The organism is Desulfobulbaceae bacterium, from assembly GCA_015231515.1.
In the GTDB taxonomy this organism is placed as follows: domain Bacteria; phylum Desulfobacterota; class Desulfobulbia; order Desulfobulbales; family VMSU01; genus JADGBM01.
Genome location: JADGBM010000047.1, coordinates 1 through 15,881 on the forward strand (window position 1 = coordinate 1; position 15,881 = coordinate 15,881).

The following is a 15,881-nucleotide window of genomic DNA, read 5'->3' on the forward strand; positions in this document are numbered from 1 at the left end:
CGCCCCAAAATGTCCATGATCATGTTCATATACCCCATGTTGCTACCCTCATATTGCCAAAATATGTCGATAATTGTATTCAAAGTTCTTTCGTGTAAATAAAATATTCATGTAGATGACCTGTCAATCATGTAAATAATGTATGTATTCTATGGAAAAAGGCTATAGATGGCCAAAGATTTTGTTGGAATAGATGGGAAATGGGCTAATTAGGGGGATGGGTTGGGAGGTTACAGATTTAGTGGGGAGGGGTGGAGTTGCTTTTTCATTGTCAGAAATATGATAAATATAGTATTGTGTTGGTGATAAAGTAGGAGAGCGACATGACGGCAAAGTTCTGCCTAAAATTTCGAATTTGATGTGTTTGTTGAAAAACGTGAAGGAGAAGGCGGCCTTCGCCTTTCTCGTGAAAAAGCAATCGGCATTAAAGTCTGGGAGGCAATCGCAAAAATCCAGGAAGATGATGGTGTAATCCAGGGTCTCATTGAAAGTCGTGTAAAGGGCGGCTTATCTGTAGACATCGGCGTCCCCGCCTTCCTGCCCTATTCACAGATCGACCTGCGACCCGTCAAAGACCTTGACACAATGATTGGCCAGAACTACGACTTTAAAGTTCTTAAATATAATAGAAAGCGCAACAATGTTGTAATCTCCAGACGAGCAATACTTGAATCTGCACGAATGGATCTTCGTGAGAAGATGCGCGATACACTTATCGAGGGTGCCGTTGTTACCGGTACAATCACAAATATTACTGACTATGGTGTCTTTATCGACCTTGGCGGCATGGACGGTCTGTGCCACATAACAGATCTTTCCTGGGGCAGAGTTTCACATCCTTCGAAACTCTTTCAGGTTGGAGAAGAGACCCAGGTTAAGGTGCTCAAATACGATAAGGATACTGACAAGGTCTCCCTTGGCATCAAACAGCTTAAAGCGGATCCATGGTCTACAGTTCAGGATCGCTACCCGGTTGGCGAAAAAGCTACTGGCAAAGTAGTAAGCATTACAGACTACGGTGTCTTTGCTGAGCTTGAAGAGGGCATTGAAGGGTTGATCCATGTCTCCGAGATGTCCTGGTCCAAAAAGACCAAACATCCTTCGAAAATCGTTTCAATGGGTGATCCTGTTGAAGTTGTAGTGCTTAACATCGATGCCGATGCCAAACGAATTTCACTTGGCATGAAACAACTTCAGCAAAACCCCTGGGATCTTGTCTCTGAAAACTACCCTGTCGGCTCGATTATCGAAGGAAAGATCAAAAATATCACCGACTTTGGAATATTTATCGGTATTGAGGAAGGGATAGATGGTTTGATTCATGTCTCTGATCTCTCCTGGACCGAGCGCATCAAACACCCCTCTGAAAAATACAGCAAGGCGGAGATGATCCAGGCTGTTGTTCTTAAAATTGATCGTGAGAACGAACGATTCTCACTTGGTGTCAAGCAGCTTGAGCCCGATCCATGGCAGGAAGCAATTACCAAATATCCAATTGGCAGCCTGATCACTGGTAAAATCACCAATGTTACTGACTTTGGTATTTTTGTAGAGGTTGAAGAGGGCATTGAAGGCCTGGTACATGTTTCCGAAGTTAGTGAAGACAAAATAAACAGCCCAGTCGGCGTCTATAAAATCGGAGACGACCTCGAAACCAGAGTGATTAACGTCTCAGCTAAAGATAGAAAAATCGGCTTATCGATTAAGGCTCTCAGCGTTACAGAAGAGAGTATTGTTGAAGAGTATCAAAAAAAGCAGTCAAGTCCATCGACCATAGGTGACTTGCTGAATGCCGCCCAGCAGGAAGGTGCTCACGCCGCCGAAAACAACGCCGCCTCACGCAGTTCAGACGACACAACTGAAGCGTAACTGACGCAAGTAGCGCTGGTTAGTATGGAAAAAAGGTTATTTCGCCAAAGACACCCTGTACTCTTCGGGTTGTTGATACTGGGAGTTCTTTTCACAGTATTCTGGGGCGGAATAACCTTTTTTATTTTACGCTCTTTTGCTCCCCACCAGACGGAATTTTTTCGTCCCGGTAAGGGTGGGATAGGCATTATAGAGCTTAACGGAGTACTGGTCAGCTCCGAGCAGACTGTCAGAGATCTTACCGCTTTCAGAGAAGATGAAGCTGTTAAAGCCATTATTATCCGGATTGACAGCCCTGGCGGTGCAGTCGGTGCATCACAGGAGATCTACGAAGAGATAAAACGGACGGCTCGCGAAAAACCCATCGTTGCCTCAATGGCATCAGTGGCGGCATCAGGAGGATATTATGCCGCCCTAGGCGCTAACCAGATTTTTGCTAATCCGGGCACATTGACAGGCAGTATTGGTGTTATTCTTAAATTTGCCAACCTTAAGCAAATTCTTGATAAGGTCGGTTATAAGGCGGAAGTAATTAAAAGTGGCACAAACAAAGACATTGGTTCTTTCTCTCGCGATATGACCGAAGAGGAACGTGCCTTACTGCAAACGCTGATCAATAGCGTGCACGAACAGTTTGTCCAGGCCGTCTCACAAAGCAGATCCCTGCCACTGGAGTCTGTCACCCCCATAGCTGACGGACGAATTTTCACCGGCAAACAGGCCCTAGAGCAAGGCCTGATTGATACCCTTGGCAACTTTACAGATGCGGTTGAGCAGGCCGCAAAAATGGCGGGGCTTCCCCAAAAAGAGCTGCGTTTAATCTATCCGAAGGAAGATGACTTTTCTTTTTTGAAAATGCTGGCAGGAGAAAATGCTAAAAACATACTTGACCTTCACTGGTCAGGTACACCTGCAGTTATGTATGAATGGAGTCTTTCCCAATAAGACTTTATCGTAGCTTCATTTTCTTGATGTATACTTAAGAACCAGGGAGTTTCCATGTTAAAACGTGATGTGGTTGATGCCGTAGCCGAAAAGATGACCGGCTATATGAAAAAAGATATCGCTCGGTCGGTAGAAATCATTCTTGAAACCATGACTCAGGCACTTTCCAGCGAACAACGGGTAGAAATTCGTGGTTTTGGCTGCCTGAGTGTCCGCAAACGAAAGGCAAAGTCTACGAAAAATCCCAAGACAGGGAAGTGCATGGATATCCCTCCACGAAATACACTTCATTTTGCCATGAGTAAATCGTTAAAAGATCCGCTAATCAAAGGGTAAACGAAACCCCCCATTCGACACCGGAATATGGATCTTACCCCCTTGTATCGTCTGGTCAAAACTGGCTCAGATCGCCTTTTCCAGCCCGGATGATCTGGGGTTGATCAGCTATAAGAGAGATTATTGAAGATGGCTGCGGTATTATCGGCCCCCCGTCAATTATAAGATCAACACGAGAACCAAGTCGTTCTTCAAGCTCAAAGGCCTCTGTGGCGGGCAACACATCACCCTCCAATGAAGCAGAGGTGGTAAGAATGGGATTTCCAAGTTCTTCAATTATGGCTCGGCATATCATGTTATCGGCCACCCTGATACCCACCGTTTTCTGCTTGCTAGTCATTATTTTGGGTACAATTTTCATGGTGGGCAAAATAAATGTATACGGCCCCGGAAGATGCCTTTTCATGAGACGGTAAGCAAAATTTGAAATATAGCAGTACTTGCTGACATCAATGAAACTGCTACACATGAAGCTGAAAGGTTTCCCGGCAGGCTGCCGTTTCAGTTGATAAATTCTTTTCACTGCTTTTTGGTTATAGATATCACAGCCAATTCCATAGACAGTGTCGGTTGGGTAACAGATAATCGCACCTTGACGCAGCTGTTGCACCACCTGACTGATCAAACGTGGCTGGGGATTGTCTGGGTTTATCTCCAACATGAACTCTTTATTCCTGGTTGATATGGATACTATTCTTGTTTATGGAGCACCATAATTCATCAAATTCAGTCGGGCAATGAGAATGTCAAAAAATCGTGCTGCGCTTGATCTTGGCACAAACAGTTTTCGCATGCTTATTGCCGAAGCTAAGAGGCGCTCATTCACATCTGCCCAGAAAACATTGTGCACCGTACGTTTAGGTGAAGGAATCAGCAACCAGCGCTTATCCACTGTAGCGATGAATCGAGGTCTTGAGACCCTTGCAACGTTCAAACAACAACTTACCGATAGAAGCATCGAGATTATCGCCTGCGGTACAGCCGTTTTCAGGCAGGTAACCAATGGCGTTGAGTTTATCAAACGTGCAGAATCTCTTTTAGGTGCACAGATACAGGTTCTGACACCTGAACAGGAAGCCTATTTGTCACGAGTCGGGACGTTACTTGGCCTAAATGAAACAAGCAACACTCCTTGTATTACAATAGACGCAGGCGGAGGCAGCACAGAGCTGTCCATTTCGGAAAATATGGCATCTGCAAAGATGCTGCCGGAAGATCAATGGTATTGGACCAGTTTACCTGTAGGAGCCGTTTCCTTAACAGAAACCTATCAAAGCTCAACACGGAGAACTCCGGCCGATATCTACAAAATGCAACAGGCTACCACCACAATAATCCACAAGGGTTTGTCCGAATGGTTGCTTTCGTTTGGCCATAGCTCTTCGGCCTTGCCTTCAACTCCCACTCTGGTGGCTTCAGGTGGAACCGCTACTGCTCTTGCCTGCCTTGATCTCGGCCTTAAAGAGTACGATGCAGCCAGAGTACAGGGACACATTCTGCACAGAACCACACTGGCGGCTATGTTAAAGGATCTGGCTAAGTTGACGCCGAAGCAAGCCAATATCCTTCCAGGGCTTGATAATCGTCGCGGTGAAATAATTATAGCTGGGCTGCTCATCCTGCAAACCATTGCCGATTTCTGGAGTTGTGACCAGATTACAGTCTCCGACACTGGTCTTTTAGAGGGAATATTTCTTGCCGGAGGGCACTAATCCGCTGAATGTGGAAGTGGACTTACAACTTTTCAGGATATTATGGCAAAAGACAGGGAGTACGGCACTAATTTTTCTGTTTTTATTTTTTTTGTGATTTAGTTCTTGTTGAAAATACTTTAAATTACCGAATTATCAATTTTATTAATCTTGCAGGAGCAGTACCATGGATGACAAAGTTATCGAAGACGGCTACACATTTGACGATTTATTACTTCTACCTCAAAGCTCCACGGTCTTACCGGATGAAGTTGACCTCTCGACTCAGCTAACCAAAACAATCCGGCTTAACGTTCCGCTGGTCAGCGCCGCCATGGACACAGTTACCGAACATCGCACCGCTATTGCCATGGCCCGGGAAGGCGGTATCGGCATCATTCATAAAAACATGTCTATTGAAGAACAGGCCAAAGAGGTTGAACAGGTCAAAAAGTCTGAATCAGGCATGATCGTCGATCCGGTTACGGTTTCGCGCGACAACACCGTTGCCGAAGTTCAGGAAATCATGAAGCAATACAGAATTTCCGGCGTTCCTGTCAGAGAGGGGCTCAAACTGGTCGGCATTGTTACCAACCGTGACTTACGATTTGTATCAGACCCGGATCTGCGTGTTAACGATGTAATGACCAGTGAAAATCTGATTACGGCCAAGGCCGGCATCACCCTCGAACAATCCAAGGCGCTTCTACATGAGCACCGCATTGAAAAACTGCTGGTCGTCGATGATGACGGAAATCTTGCCGGACTGATAACCACCAAGGATCTTGAAAAGATACGCCGCTATCCTCAGGCCGCCAAAGACAGTTTGGGACGACTTCTGGTTGGAGCGGCTATTGGTGTTAACAACTACCTCTTCTGTGCCGAAAAACTCATTAAAGCCGGGGTTGATGTTGTTGTCCTGGACTCAGCCCACGGCCACTCTAAAAATATTATCACTGCCGTTAAAGACCTTAAGGCCTCCTTCCCAAAACTGCAGGTAATTGCCGGAAACGTGGCGACAGCAGAAGCTGTTATAGCCTTGGCAGAAGCTGGTGCTGATTGTGTGAAGGTCGGGGTCGGGCCCGGCTCTATCTGCACAACACGAATCGTCGCCGGTGTGGGAGTTCCACAACTCACTGCGATTTATAATTGCGCCAAAGCTGCTGAAAAATTCGATATTTCAATTATTGCAGATGGCGGCATTAAGTACTCTGGTGACATTACCAAGGCCATCGGCACCGGGGCTAATTCAATTATGATCGGCAGTCTTTTTGCTGGCACCGATGAGACCCCAGGCGAGAGCTTCCTCTATCAGGGCAGAACATATAAGGGCTATCGCGGCATGGGCTCACTCGGAGCCATGAAAAAAGGCAGTAGTGACCGCTATTTTCAAGATGGAACACCTCCGTCCAAACACGTTCCGGAAGGCATTGAAGGCAAAGTTCCATATCGAGGCCCGATCTCAGACACAATCCATCAGCTCCTAGGTGGCCTGCGATCCGGCATGGGTTATGTTGGCGCTAAAGACATCGAGACCCTGCGCACGAAAGCAAAATTTGTAAAAATTACTGCCGCCGGCCTGAAGGAGAGTCACGTGCACGACGTCATCATCACCAAAGAAGCCCCTAATTACCGTATGAGCTGAACCTTCTTCGGTTGAGCCACGCCCCATAAAAGGGCGACATGTAATTTGCCCTAAAAAAAACCAGGCGTCACAACTGAATCTTGAAAAAAAGGAATTGACATGGATATTCATAAAGAAAAAATTATCATATTAGACTTTGGCTCACAGACAACACAGCTTATTGCCCGCCGGATTCGTGAGCAAAAGGTCTATTGTGAGATACATCCTTATAACACCCCCATTGAAACCATTAAAGAGCTGTCGCCAAACGGCCTCGTTCTCTCCGGCGGACCCAAAAGCGTCTACGATAATGACGCTCCGAAATCAGATCCCGCCCTTTATGAATTGGGCATACCAATACTGGGAATCTGTTATGGTGCCCAGTTAATGACCCAGCAATTAGGCGGTGTTGTTGAGAAGGCGCTAAAACGTGAATTTGGTAAATCCGATCTCGAAATTAAATACACAGCAGGTCTTTTTGCCGGCATGGAAGTCGGCCATGATGAGTATCAGGTGTGGATGAGTCACGGTGACCGTATTGAAAAACTACCTGCTGACTTTGAGGTGTCTGCCGTCAGTGCCCACTCACCCCACGCCGCCATCAGGCATATCTCAAAACCTTTCGTTGGTGTTCAGTTCCACCCTGAAGTGGTACATACCTTAATTGGCACTGATGTTTTGCGAAATTTCATCTTTGGCCTGTGCAACTGTAGCCCACAATGGACAATGCACTCTTTTGTTGAATCAACCGTAAAGGCCGTTCGTGAAAAAGTTGGTACTGGTAAAGTAATCTGCGCCCTCAGCGGCGGTGTCGACTCTTCTGTTGTTGCTGCCCTCATCCATAAAGCCATCGGCGATCAGCTGGTCTGTATCTACGTCAACAACGGCCTCATGCGTACCGGAGAATCTGAAAGTGTCCTGCGTTTTTTCAAAGAAAAAACAGGGCTTAATGTCGTGCATGTTGATGCCAGCGACTACTTCCTCAATGAAATAAAAGGCATCAGTGACCCGGAAACCAAACGCAAGAAAATCGGCTATGGTTTTATCAAAATTTTTGAAGAAGAGGCGGCAAAGTTCGGTGATGCTAAATTTCTTGCCCAAGGCACTCTCTACCCCGATGTAATTGAGAGTATCTCCTTTGTTGGCGACACTGTTATCAAATCACACCACAACGTCGGTGGTCTGCCGGAAATTATGAAACTCGACCTCATCGAGCCCCTGCGCGAACTGTTCAAAGACGAAGTTCGAAACGTTGGCCTTGAATTAGGCTTACCGGAAGAAGCAATTTATCGTCAGCCATTTCCGGGCCCCGGCCTGGCAATCAGAACACTCGGGGAGATCACCGAAGAAAGACTTGCAATCCTGCGTCAGGCCGACGTAGTTGTGCTCGAAGAGATGAAACGTTCCGGCTATTATCGCAAAACCTGGCAGTCTTTCGCAGTACTTCTGCCAATACAGACCGTCGGTGTAATGGGTGATGAGCGTACCTATGAACATGTTATCGCTTTACGCTGTGTCGACAGCATCGATGCAATGACCGCCGACTGGTCAAAACTCCCATATGAACTGCTTGGTAAAATTTCTAACCGAATTATTAACGAGGTTCGCGGGGTAAACAGAGTCGTTTACGATATCTCGTCTAAGCCGCCAAGCACTATTGAATGGGAGTAACTTTTTTAACGAGAAACTAACAGGCTGTTTCTGCTTGACATTTTTCTTCCTACTGAACGATGATAAGGTTCTACTTATGGCCGTAACCTTTCATTACAGACAGAGATGAGTCGCGGCGCCCAATTCCTTTAAGGTCTCGGCTCATTTCTCTGCCTGACAATTTAAGATCAACTGATGTTCAGAAAGGACTGTATGGACAACGAACACTTTACCTTTGCCGGAAAGACTGTAAACAGCTTAAGCCAGGCACGCACGCTCCTCAAGAACATCTCCCAGATTACTCACATACTCAGCGAAAAGAGCCTTAAGCTGAGCGATCGTCTGGACAAACTTCTGCGCATCCTTCTTGATTATCTAGGTGTCGTAAATGGCTCTATAATGATATTCGAAAACAACAAACTTGTTGTTGCTGCGGCTACCCGAACTGAAATTGTCGGCATTGAACAACCCCTGGATGAGTCCTCTGTAGCCGGTTGGGTTGCACTGCATAGCGAGGCAATTTTCATTCCGGATATCGCCAAAGACAGTCGTTTTGCCCAGCGCGGCGGCACCTACAAAAAGAATTCTGTTCTTTCGGCACCGGTTATACAGGATGACAAACTGCTGGGCGTCATCAACGTGACCGACAAAGAAGGGGACAAAGACTTCCTTAAAGAAGACATTACCTACCTGATCGATTTCAGCGGCATGATCATTTCGATTCTGGTGCAGCAAAAGCTTCAAAAGCAGCTGAAGAGAAAAAAGGATAGCCTTAAGGAAAAGAACCAGAAACTGCGCCACCAGGAGTCGCTGCGCGACGAGTTGTATCGGATGCTCATTCATGATCTTAAGGCACCCCTGGCTGAGGTGGTTGCCAACCTTGATATTCTTTCCTATTCGATCTCTGATGACAACAGAGATTTTCTCGAATCAGCTCAAATCGGCTGCGACCGCACCATTAGGATGGTTAGCAATCTCATCTCCATTAATAAAATCGAAGATGGCAAACTGACCCTTTGCAAAGAGGAGGTTAACCTGACAACTCTTCTTGAGGAGTCGTATAGCGCCATAAAAGGCCTGGCCAACATTAAAGATGTAACACTCAGGATCGAAATCGAGGATGACCTGCCTATCGTGTACCTCGACCGCATCATAATCCTTCGTGTTCTTCAGAATTTACTCACCAACGCCTTAGGCTACACAGAATCAAACACCACTTTAACCGCAGGGTGCCGCAAGGTGCCGGACAAACAAAAAATTGAGTTTTTCGTCCAAGACCAGGGCGAAGGAATTTCAGAGGAAAAACAAGAGTCAATATTTGAGAAATACTCGCGGCTCTCCGACAAACAGGATGCACTTGTCGGTACAGGCCTTGGCCTGTATTTCTGCCGGCTGGCTGTCGAACTGCATAATGGAAAAATCGGAGTGACCAGTGCCCCTGGACAAGGCTGCCGGTTTTTTTTCCGGCTACCTCTTTAAACAACATGGCAATGTATTAATGATCAATACCGACCCTAAAAACATGACTTTTCTGATTGTTGACGACATGGAGAATATGCGTCGTTCTATTCGCGCCATGCTCAAGATTGTCGGCTATGGTAAAAATTTTCATGAGGCTGAAAACGGCAAGAAGGCCTGGGAGCTGTTAACCTCGGGAATTGCCTTCGATTTTATTATTTCAGACTTTAATATGCCGAAAATGACCGGTACCGAACTTTTAAGCATGATGCGCTCGTCAAAAAAACATCGAGATATCCCCTTTTTAATGATCACTGCCGACGCCAACCAGAGTATTGTTGCCGAGGCCGCTGAACAAGATGTTGATGCCTATCTGACTAAACCGTTCGTCACAGCTACTCTTGAGCAAAAAATAAAAGAGCTTATTCATTTCACCCTGAACCCAAGCAAACTGACATTACTATTGAATAAGGCTGCAGCCTGGCGTGAAAAAGGAGAGGTTGATAAGGCGATAGAATGTGCCAGAATGGCAGCTGAGTTGAATAAGCGCTCTTCACGACCCCTACGCGAACTTGGCCGTTTGTACCTAAAAAAAGATGACATCCCTCTGGCCACTAAATGTTTCGAGAAGGCTCTTTCGCTCAACCGACTTGATGTCCCCTCATACCACTACCTGGGTCAAATAAACTTAAAACTAGGCCACACTGAAAAAGCAATAACACACTTCACCAAAGCCCTGGAGTTAAGCCCGAGGCACGCAGACCGGGCTTTTAAGGTCGCCACTCTTTTGATGAAAAAAAACAAACCGGATGAGGCGGCAAAAATCATAAAGGTCATGCTTAAAAACAACCCGAACAATATCGACCTGCACGAGGATGTCGCCGATAGTTGCTTTGATTCCGGCATGAACGCGCTGGCGGCAAAATACTATCAGTACGTTTTAAGCGAGTGCCCGGACAGAGAGTATCTGTTAAAAAAACTTGGCACTGCACACCTTAGACATCACGACCCCCAGAGTGCAATCGAAATTTTTGAACGGGCAATCATGAAAACACCGGAAGACATTGACATGCTCCTCGATCTTGCCCAAGCCTATCTCGACTCTAAATTACGTATGCGTGCCGATAAATGGGCAAGCAAAGCGGCAAGGATTGACCCTGCCAACGTAAGAGCAAAAGAACTTCTAAAACAATGCGAATAGCAGTCTTTAGCAATCCCCACTTTCACAAAGCGATATGGCTGAGAATCCGACAACCCTCATAGTCCTTAAACCTCTATCCTATCAGGGCGAGCAACTACTTAAGGACAAATGGCCATCATTTCTCGAGGCAATTCGCACCTCACTGCAAAACTCCGGGTTTGAGGATTCGGGAAGTTCTAATGAGTTGCTGCTGTTCTCTTTCAACCACCCCTTTGCCGCTTTAAATGCCCTCACCAACTGTCTGGCGAGCGTTAAAGAGAGTTACTCCGCTACAGCAGCGGAGGGCGCAATGCCTATTAGCATCATCTTACATCTTACACAAAAAGATGATCTGCCAACCCCATACCAAAATGCTGACGCCCAGTTATGGGAGGTGCTTGAGCCGGAGAAAATCTATATCAACCGCCATTTGAAGTCCAACTGGGAAATTCTCATGGCCAAAAAAAGCCTGCCTCCCTGCACCTTTAAAAATCATGGAGAAGGTCTTTTCTTGCTGGAATGCAGCGGCAAACTCGATATCCAGGCCGAGACACTCCTTTCCTTCAGGGAACTTCCGGTTCAAGGCGGTGACCTCAAGGAGTGTTTTTACTGTGGCATGAAAACCCACCCGCCAGGTTCCTGTCCCAGTAAATTTCTCAGCATGACCATGGATGGCCTTGGCGAAACTGGCTATCTGCCATTTGATCAACTCAACATGCTTTACAAACAGGTCTTTCAACAGCAGGAAAACCTTACCAATATGCTGGCTGCCGGCATCACTCAAGCCCAGCTGAAGAAGGACCAGAAGCTCAGTATCTTTGTCAGTTATTTTGACATCAACCGGATCTTCCAGTTACGCTTTCTCTGGAATATGAGCTTCAACCTCTACACCAAGTGGGAAACAGTCTTTAAATCTGAAAAGCTGCTGCTAGATAACAACAATCTACAACTCGGCCTTGACTGCATAAGGGTTCGACAGTATGGGCAAGCTGAAGCGCTTCTTCTTAAAGAAAACCACCACAAGAGCACCAAGCGCTTTTACGCAACCATCGGCCTTGCTTTTCTTGCTCTGGAACGCGGCAGAATTGCCGACATGGGCTCATTTCTTGACCTTGCCACAAACATGGCAACCCAGGAGAAAGAACGAATCTACGTTGCCCTTCTCCACTCTCGCTATTTCGAACTCACCAACGAAACATGGAAGGCGCGAGATATTTTAAAAAATATCTTGTCAGTGAAACCCGATTGCCTGGAAACGCGTTACCGGAAAATCCAGCTAGAGGTAAAGGGAAACTTTACAGAGGACGCCTTTATTCAGCTGCGCTCTCTTATGGCAGGCCAACGCCAATTTTTCATGCTTGTCCTGATGGATCCTACCTTGATACCAATCCAGGCTAAGATTGAAAATATTCTTTCGGCCCAATATTTCACCCTGCGCAACAGTTCAAAAACGAATTTACTGCTGGCCAGAGATGAAATCGAAGATCTAAAGTTATGGTTCGACAAGAAAGACTCTCAAATGTCAGTCAACATCAAGACGCTCGAAAATCTACAGACCCGCTTTGAGAGAAAAAGCTATTTTGACGTTCTCGATGTTGAATACCAGGCAAAAGGCCTACTGGCAGCTGGCAAAACGTTGCGGGAGAGCAAACTCAATGAACTCTACGAAAAGGTAGCCGTCACCACCACAAAATGGACGGGATACTATAATTTCTGGAAAAAATACAAGTACAAGTCCCTGTTTAAAAAATTTGAACACCAGCTGCTACCGCTCAAGAAAAAACTTAACAAGGCCCATGAACTTGCCAAAAAAAGCAGTGGCTCAACCTATAGAGCCGCAGTAACCGGACTCAATGAGACTCGACTGGCTTTAAAAGAGTTGGAACCGACATTCAACAGAATGCACTTCGTTAATTTCATCGTAACAAGCGCATTTGTCTTCGGTAAAAAACTTATCATTTCAGAACTTGCTATTGCAGCCCTTGGGGTCGTTTTAAGCATCGTTCTTGGTTTTGTCCCCGATGGTACCCCCATAAGCGAATTTGCCTCCGTGTTTACCGATAAGCGCTTTCAACAGAAAGCCATGCTGTTTGCGGGAATCATTCTTGCGCCTATTGTAGCACTGTCATGGACAATGGTATGCCTCAGTAAAGAATAAGTTAGAGTCTGTGAGACTTATCAACTATAGATCCTCACAGACAACACAATTCCGGCCTTTATCTTTTGCTGCATAAAGGCGCTTATCAGCCATGAAAATCAGCTGCTCAGGTGAAAATGATTCGGGCTTACTCAGTTGCGTTGCAGAAGCCAAACCGATCGAAACTGTAATTGGTATCTTCTGGCCTTCGTAGACGAAAGAGGCTTTAGCAACCTTTTGCCGCAGCCTTTCGGCAAATTTAAGCCCCAGCGAAATATTCCCGATGGTCAGGCCGTAAAACTCTTCCCCGCCATAACGACCAATCTCGTCATGCTTCCTTTTTGTGGAAGTCATTACCTCCGCCAGGTGGGACAAGACATAATCGCCAGCTAAATGACCATGAGTGTCGTTCACCTTTTTGAAATGGTCTACATCAATCATCATTAAGACAAAATCGTCAATATTGCCTCGCTGGAGATTGCCGATACTCACTTCCAGAATTCTGTCGAGGATATGGCGTTTTGGCAGCCGGGTCAGCTCATCGATATAGCCAATCTTTTCAAAAAGATCCTTGAGCTCCATCTCTTTTGTAACGTTAGACAGAAAACCGACAGAGACACAGACACCATCTTTTTCAAAGTTTTCTATGATAGCCTGATCTTTCAGCCAGATCGCCTTATCTCCTCCCAATGAAAGCTGATAGACGGCATCAACCTCCCCGGTTTTTTCAACTTCTTCACGAAGTCCCTTCCATGAACTCTGAAAAAGCTCCTCCCTGGTAATGATTTTCTCTTCGACTTTATGTTTGACCTTGGTGTACCGATAAACTCTCTGGTCAATAATCGCAGCCCGCAACTTCTCGGCAAGAGTGTCCATAGTGCAGCGCAGAAGATCACAAAACTGCTTGCCGGCATACTCATACCAGATAACCTTTTTATCAGTCTGCCAGGCACACATATAAGGCATAATCTGCGTGCCGGTTTCTTCAAACTTTCTGAGCATATCAATCTGCTCAAGAACTCTGCTCGTTAACTTCTCAGAGTACTGACCGGAAAGAATCCGGCCAAGATCGTCGACCTCACTTATTTCAGCCTTGCCATCCATTGCCTTGCCCTCCTGTTTCACATTTAAAAATCGAATCTCAGTTATCAGCCCTTGGCGCTGATGTTTCAAGCAGCAATGTAACCTGGCAAAGAGTTATTGTATCTATGAAACCGAGTACAACGCTATAATAAAGACCCGTCAAGGAACTCATTTCGGGCACAGTATCAAATAACGATAAAATCAATCGCCCGTCTGAGCCATAATCACTCTTCCCAGCAAAATAAAAAACCAGGCTATCCTGGGGCTGAATCAAACTTTTTATCTGCATTAAGGCCTGTAAGACTCCCTGCCGATTGGCATGCTCAGCAGAGAGCGAGATAGTTTGAACTTTCTGACACGACTCCTCTATTGATTTCCGAACCAGCTCGGCACTTTCAGCCGCGTACGGCCATTGACCGGCTCCTTGATACAATGTGTCAACTCCAACAACAAAAGCAAATGTGCTCTGTGTAGCAGAACAGAGTGGAAACGAGTCACCATCAATTGAAATCACCGGATTTTGCTTACCTTCAGACAAAGACTCCATGGCGATGGTAAGATAGCCCTTGAGTTCATAAGCAGTTACCTGACTGTCTTTATTCAAATCAGCATCACCCTTGACAGCATTGGCAAATGCGTAAGCTAATAATTGATGGCCAAATCCTCCCGGGTCAACCAGAGGTAGCTGCCTTGCCGCAAAAATCTGTAGTACCGACCGCTTCTTCGGTAAATCCACTACCTCCAACGAAGTCGTCACACCCTCCGGAGTTTCTACCGTATCTTGCTCAACTGGTGTATCAGGAATCGACAGAGCCACTTCTGGCTCGGTAATGGTCGTACCAGCATCAGTTGCAGGCTCTGAGTCAATTTGATCGGCAACTAACGGTGCCTCGTCTGCCGGTTCATCTACATCCCCCTCTGCCATCTCGCTGCCAGGGGCAGCATCTTCCACCACATCACTGGCAACGACCAAATCCTGCTCCGAGAGAGTTGAGGAACTTACGACATCTGTGGTTGTCATACCCTGCTGGCTGGCGGCATCAAACAGAGCCAGATCTGATTCAACATGCTGTAAATCAGCACTCTGCTCTGGCACAGGGTCAGAACCTCCAACACCGTCAGTTACTTCCACCGCCGCACTCTCCTGCACTGCGGTTTCCTCGGGGGGCCGCTCCGCAGATCCTTCGACTGCAGCAGTCACCTCAACAATCTCAGCCAGGGGCAGGACTATCTTCTTGGTTGAAACTGCAATGGAGCCTCCATTGTCAGACACAGTAAGCGTAATTGTGTAGGCACCCTCTCCGTGAAAATCATGACTCGGATTACTCATACTTGACGTATCCCCGTCACCAAAATCCCACTCCCGGAAAAAAGGCTCACTGCCGCCGCTGATTTCGGCTGTGAACTGAACTGTCGACTCTTGTGCCCCCTTGCTATATGTAAAATCTGCCACCAGAGGGCTAGCCTTATCTGCAGAACTATCGCGCACGCAAAGCGCGTAATAGGTGTTGTCTTTGCTGTAGGCATAAGTGTTGCCGTAAAAGAAATTGACATATTTTGCCGATTTGACGCTGGTCGGGCTTTCAGAAGAAGACCAGTAATACGAGGGTTTGATAGAAAAAATTGGATCTATCGTTGGTGACTGCCCAGAGTCAATGAGCCCTTCAAGCATAAAGATTTTGGGTAGCAGCCAATCAGAATAGCCTGCCAGCTCAAGGCCTTCACAATACTTAACAGCCTCAGTCCATATTCTCTCAGTGCCATCATCAGCCTGTTGCCATATCAAGTTGGTCTGGGCATCAAATATTGTCCCGTCTTTATTATCGATATAGGTAGCAGCCTGTGCCGATGAAACCAACACCAAGACTAAGGATAAAACCCCAAGCATAGTTTTCAAAGAACCAATCA

At 46.3% G+C, this 15,881-nt stretch carries 12 protein-coding genes; 9 read left to right on the plus strand and 3 right to left on the minus strand.

The features are described from left to right. Nucleotides 1-360 precede the first annotated feature (360 nt). Genes HQK80_08975 through HQK80_08985 form a run of 3 tightly spaced genes read left to right on the plus strand, consistent with a single transcriptional unit; the run spans nucleotide 361 to nucleotide 3,150 of the window. The gene (locus HQK80_08975; GenBank protein ID MBF0222341.1) at nucleotides 361-1,869 is read left to right on the plus strand and encodes a 30S ribosomal protein S1; all 1,509 of its coding nucleotides are present in this window, start codon (nucleotides 361-363) and stop codon (nucleotides 1,867-1,869) included. A gap of 24 nt (nucleotides 1,870-1,893) precedes the next feature. Continuing rightward, nucleotides 1,894-2,814, plus strand: a complete 921-nt coding sequence (sppA, locus tag HQK80_08980; GenBank protein ID MBF0222342.1) for a signal peptide peptidase SppA — start codon at nucleotides 1,894-1,896, stop codon at nucleotides 2,812-2,814. A gap of 54 nt (nucleotides 2,815-2,868) precedes the next feature. After that, the gene (locus HQK80_08985; protein ID MBF0222343.1) at nucleotides 2,869-3,150 is read left to right on the plus strand and encodes an integration host factor subunit beta; all 282 of its coding nucleotides are present in this window, start codon (nucleotides 2,869-2,871) and stop codon (nucleotides 3,148-3,150) included. A 55-nt stretch (nucleotides 3,151-3,205) separates the two neighbouring features. Here HQK80_08985 and HQK80_08990 read toward each other — a convergent pair whose 3' ends face one another. Next, nucleotides 3,206-3,811 (minus strand): threonylcarbamoyl-AMP synthase, encoded by a 606-nt coding sequence (locus tag HQK80_08990; protein ID MBF0222344.1) that lies wholly within the window; start codon nucleotides 3,809-3,811, stop codon nucleotides 3,206-3,208. 82 nt (nucleotides 3,812-3,893) lie between these two features. Between HQK80_08990 and HQK80_08995 the strand changes: the two genes are divergently transcribed. The 6 genes from HQK80_08995 to HQK80_09020 all read left to right on the plus strand — a co-directional run bounded on the left by HQK80_08995 (nucleotide 3,894) and on the right by HQK80_09020 (nucleotide 12,911). Then, the gene (locus tag HQK80_08995) at nucleotides 3,894-4,862 is read left to right on the plus strand and encodes a hypothetical protein (protein ID MBF0222345.1); all 969 of its coding nucleotides are present in this window, start codon (nucleotides 3,894-3,896) and stop codon (nucleotides 4,860-4,862) included. Nucleotides 4,863-5,028: 166 nt separating this feature from the next. After that, nucleotides 5,029-6,486, plus strand: coding sequence for an IMP dehydrogenase (gene guaB / locus HQK80_09000; protein ID MBF0222346.1), 1,458 nt, complete (start codon nucleotides 5,029-5,031; stop codon nucleotides 6,484-6,486). 99 nt (nucleotides 6,487-6,585) lie between these two features. Then, nucleotides 6,586-8,136 (plus strand): glutamine-hydrolyzing GMP synthase, encoded by a 1,551-nt coding sequence (gene guaA, locus HQK80_09005; protein ID MBF0222347.1) that lies wholly within the window; start codon nucleotides 6,586-6,588, stop codon nucleotides 8,134-8,136. Nucleotides 8,137-8,328: 192 nt separating this feature from the next. Beyond that, nucleotides 8,329-9,594 carry a GAF domain-containing sensor histidine kinase gene (locus tag HQK80_09010; protein MBF0222348.1) on the plus strand — a complete coding sequence of 422 codons (1,266 nt, stop codon included), beginning with the start codon at nucleotides 8,329-8,331 and terminating at the stop codon, nucleotides 9,592-9,594. A 19-nt stretch (nucleotides 9,595-9,613) separates the two neighbouring features. Then, nucleotides 9,614-10,774: a tetratricopeptide repeat protein gene (locus HQK80_09015; protein ID MBF0222349.1), complete on the plus strand. Its 1,161-nt coding sequence runs from the start codon at nucleotides 9,614-9,616 to the stop codon at nucleotides 10,772-10,774. 34 nt (nucleotides 10,775-10,808) lie between these two features. Continuing rightward, entirely contained in the window at nucleotides 10,809-12,911 is a 2,103-nt protein-coding gene (locus HQK80_09020) for a hypothetical protein (GenBank protein MBF0222350.1), read from the plus strand. Nucleotides 12,912-12,935: 24 nt separating this feature from the next. Here HQK80_09020 and HQK80_09025 read toward each other — a convergent pair whose 3' ends face one another. Together HQK80_09025 and HQK80_09030 are read right to left on the minus strand one after the other, a co-directional pair. Beyond that, on the minus strand, nucleotides 12,936-13,994 hold the full coding sequence (locus HQK80_09025) for a GGDEF domain-containing protein (protein ID MBF0222351.1): 1,059 nt from the start codon (nucleotides 13,992-13,994) through the stop codon (nucleotides 12,936-12,938). Nucleotides 13,995-14,031: 37 nt separating this feature from the next. Further along, nucleotides 14,032-15,881: DUF1566 domain-containing protein (locus tag HQK80_09030; protein ID MBF0222352.1), on the minus strand; the 1,850-nt coding region annotated here is incomplete at its 5' end.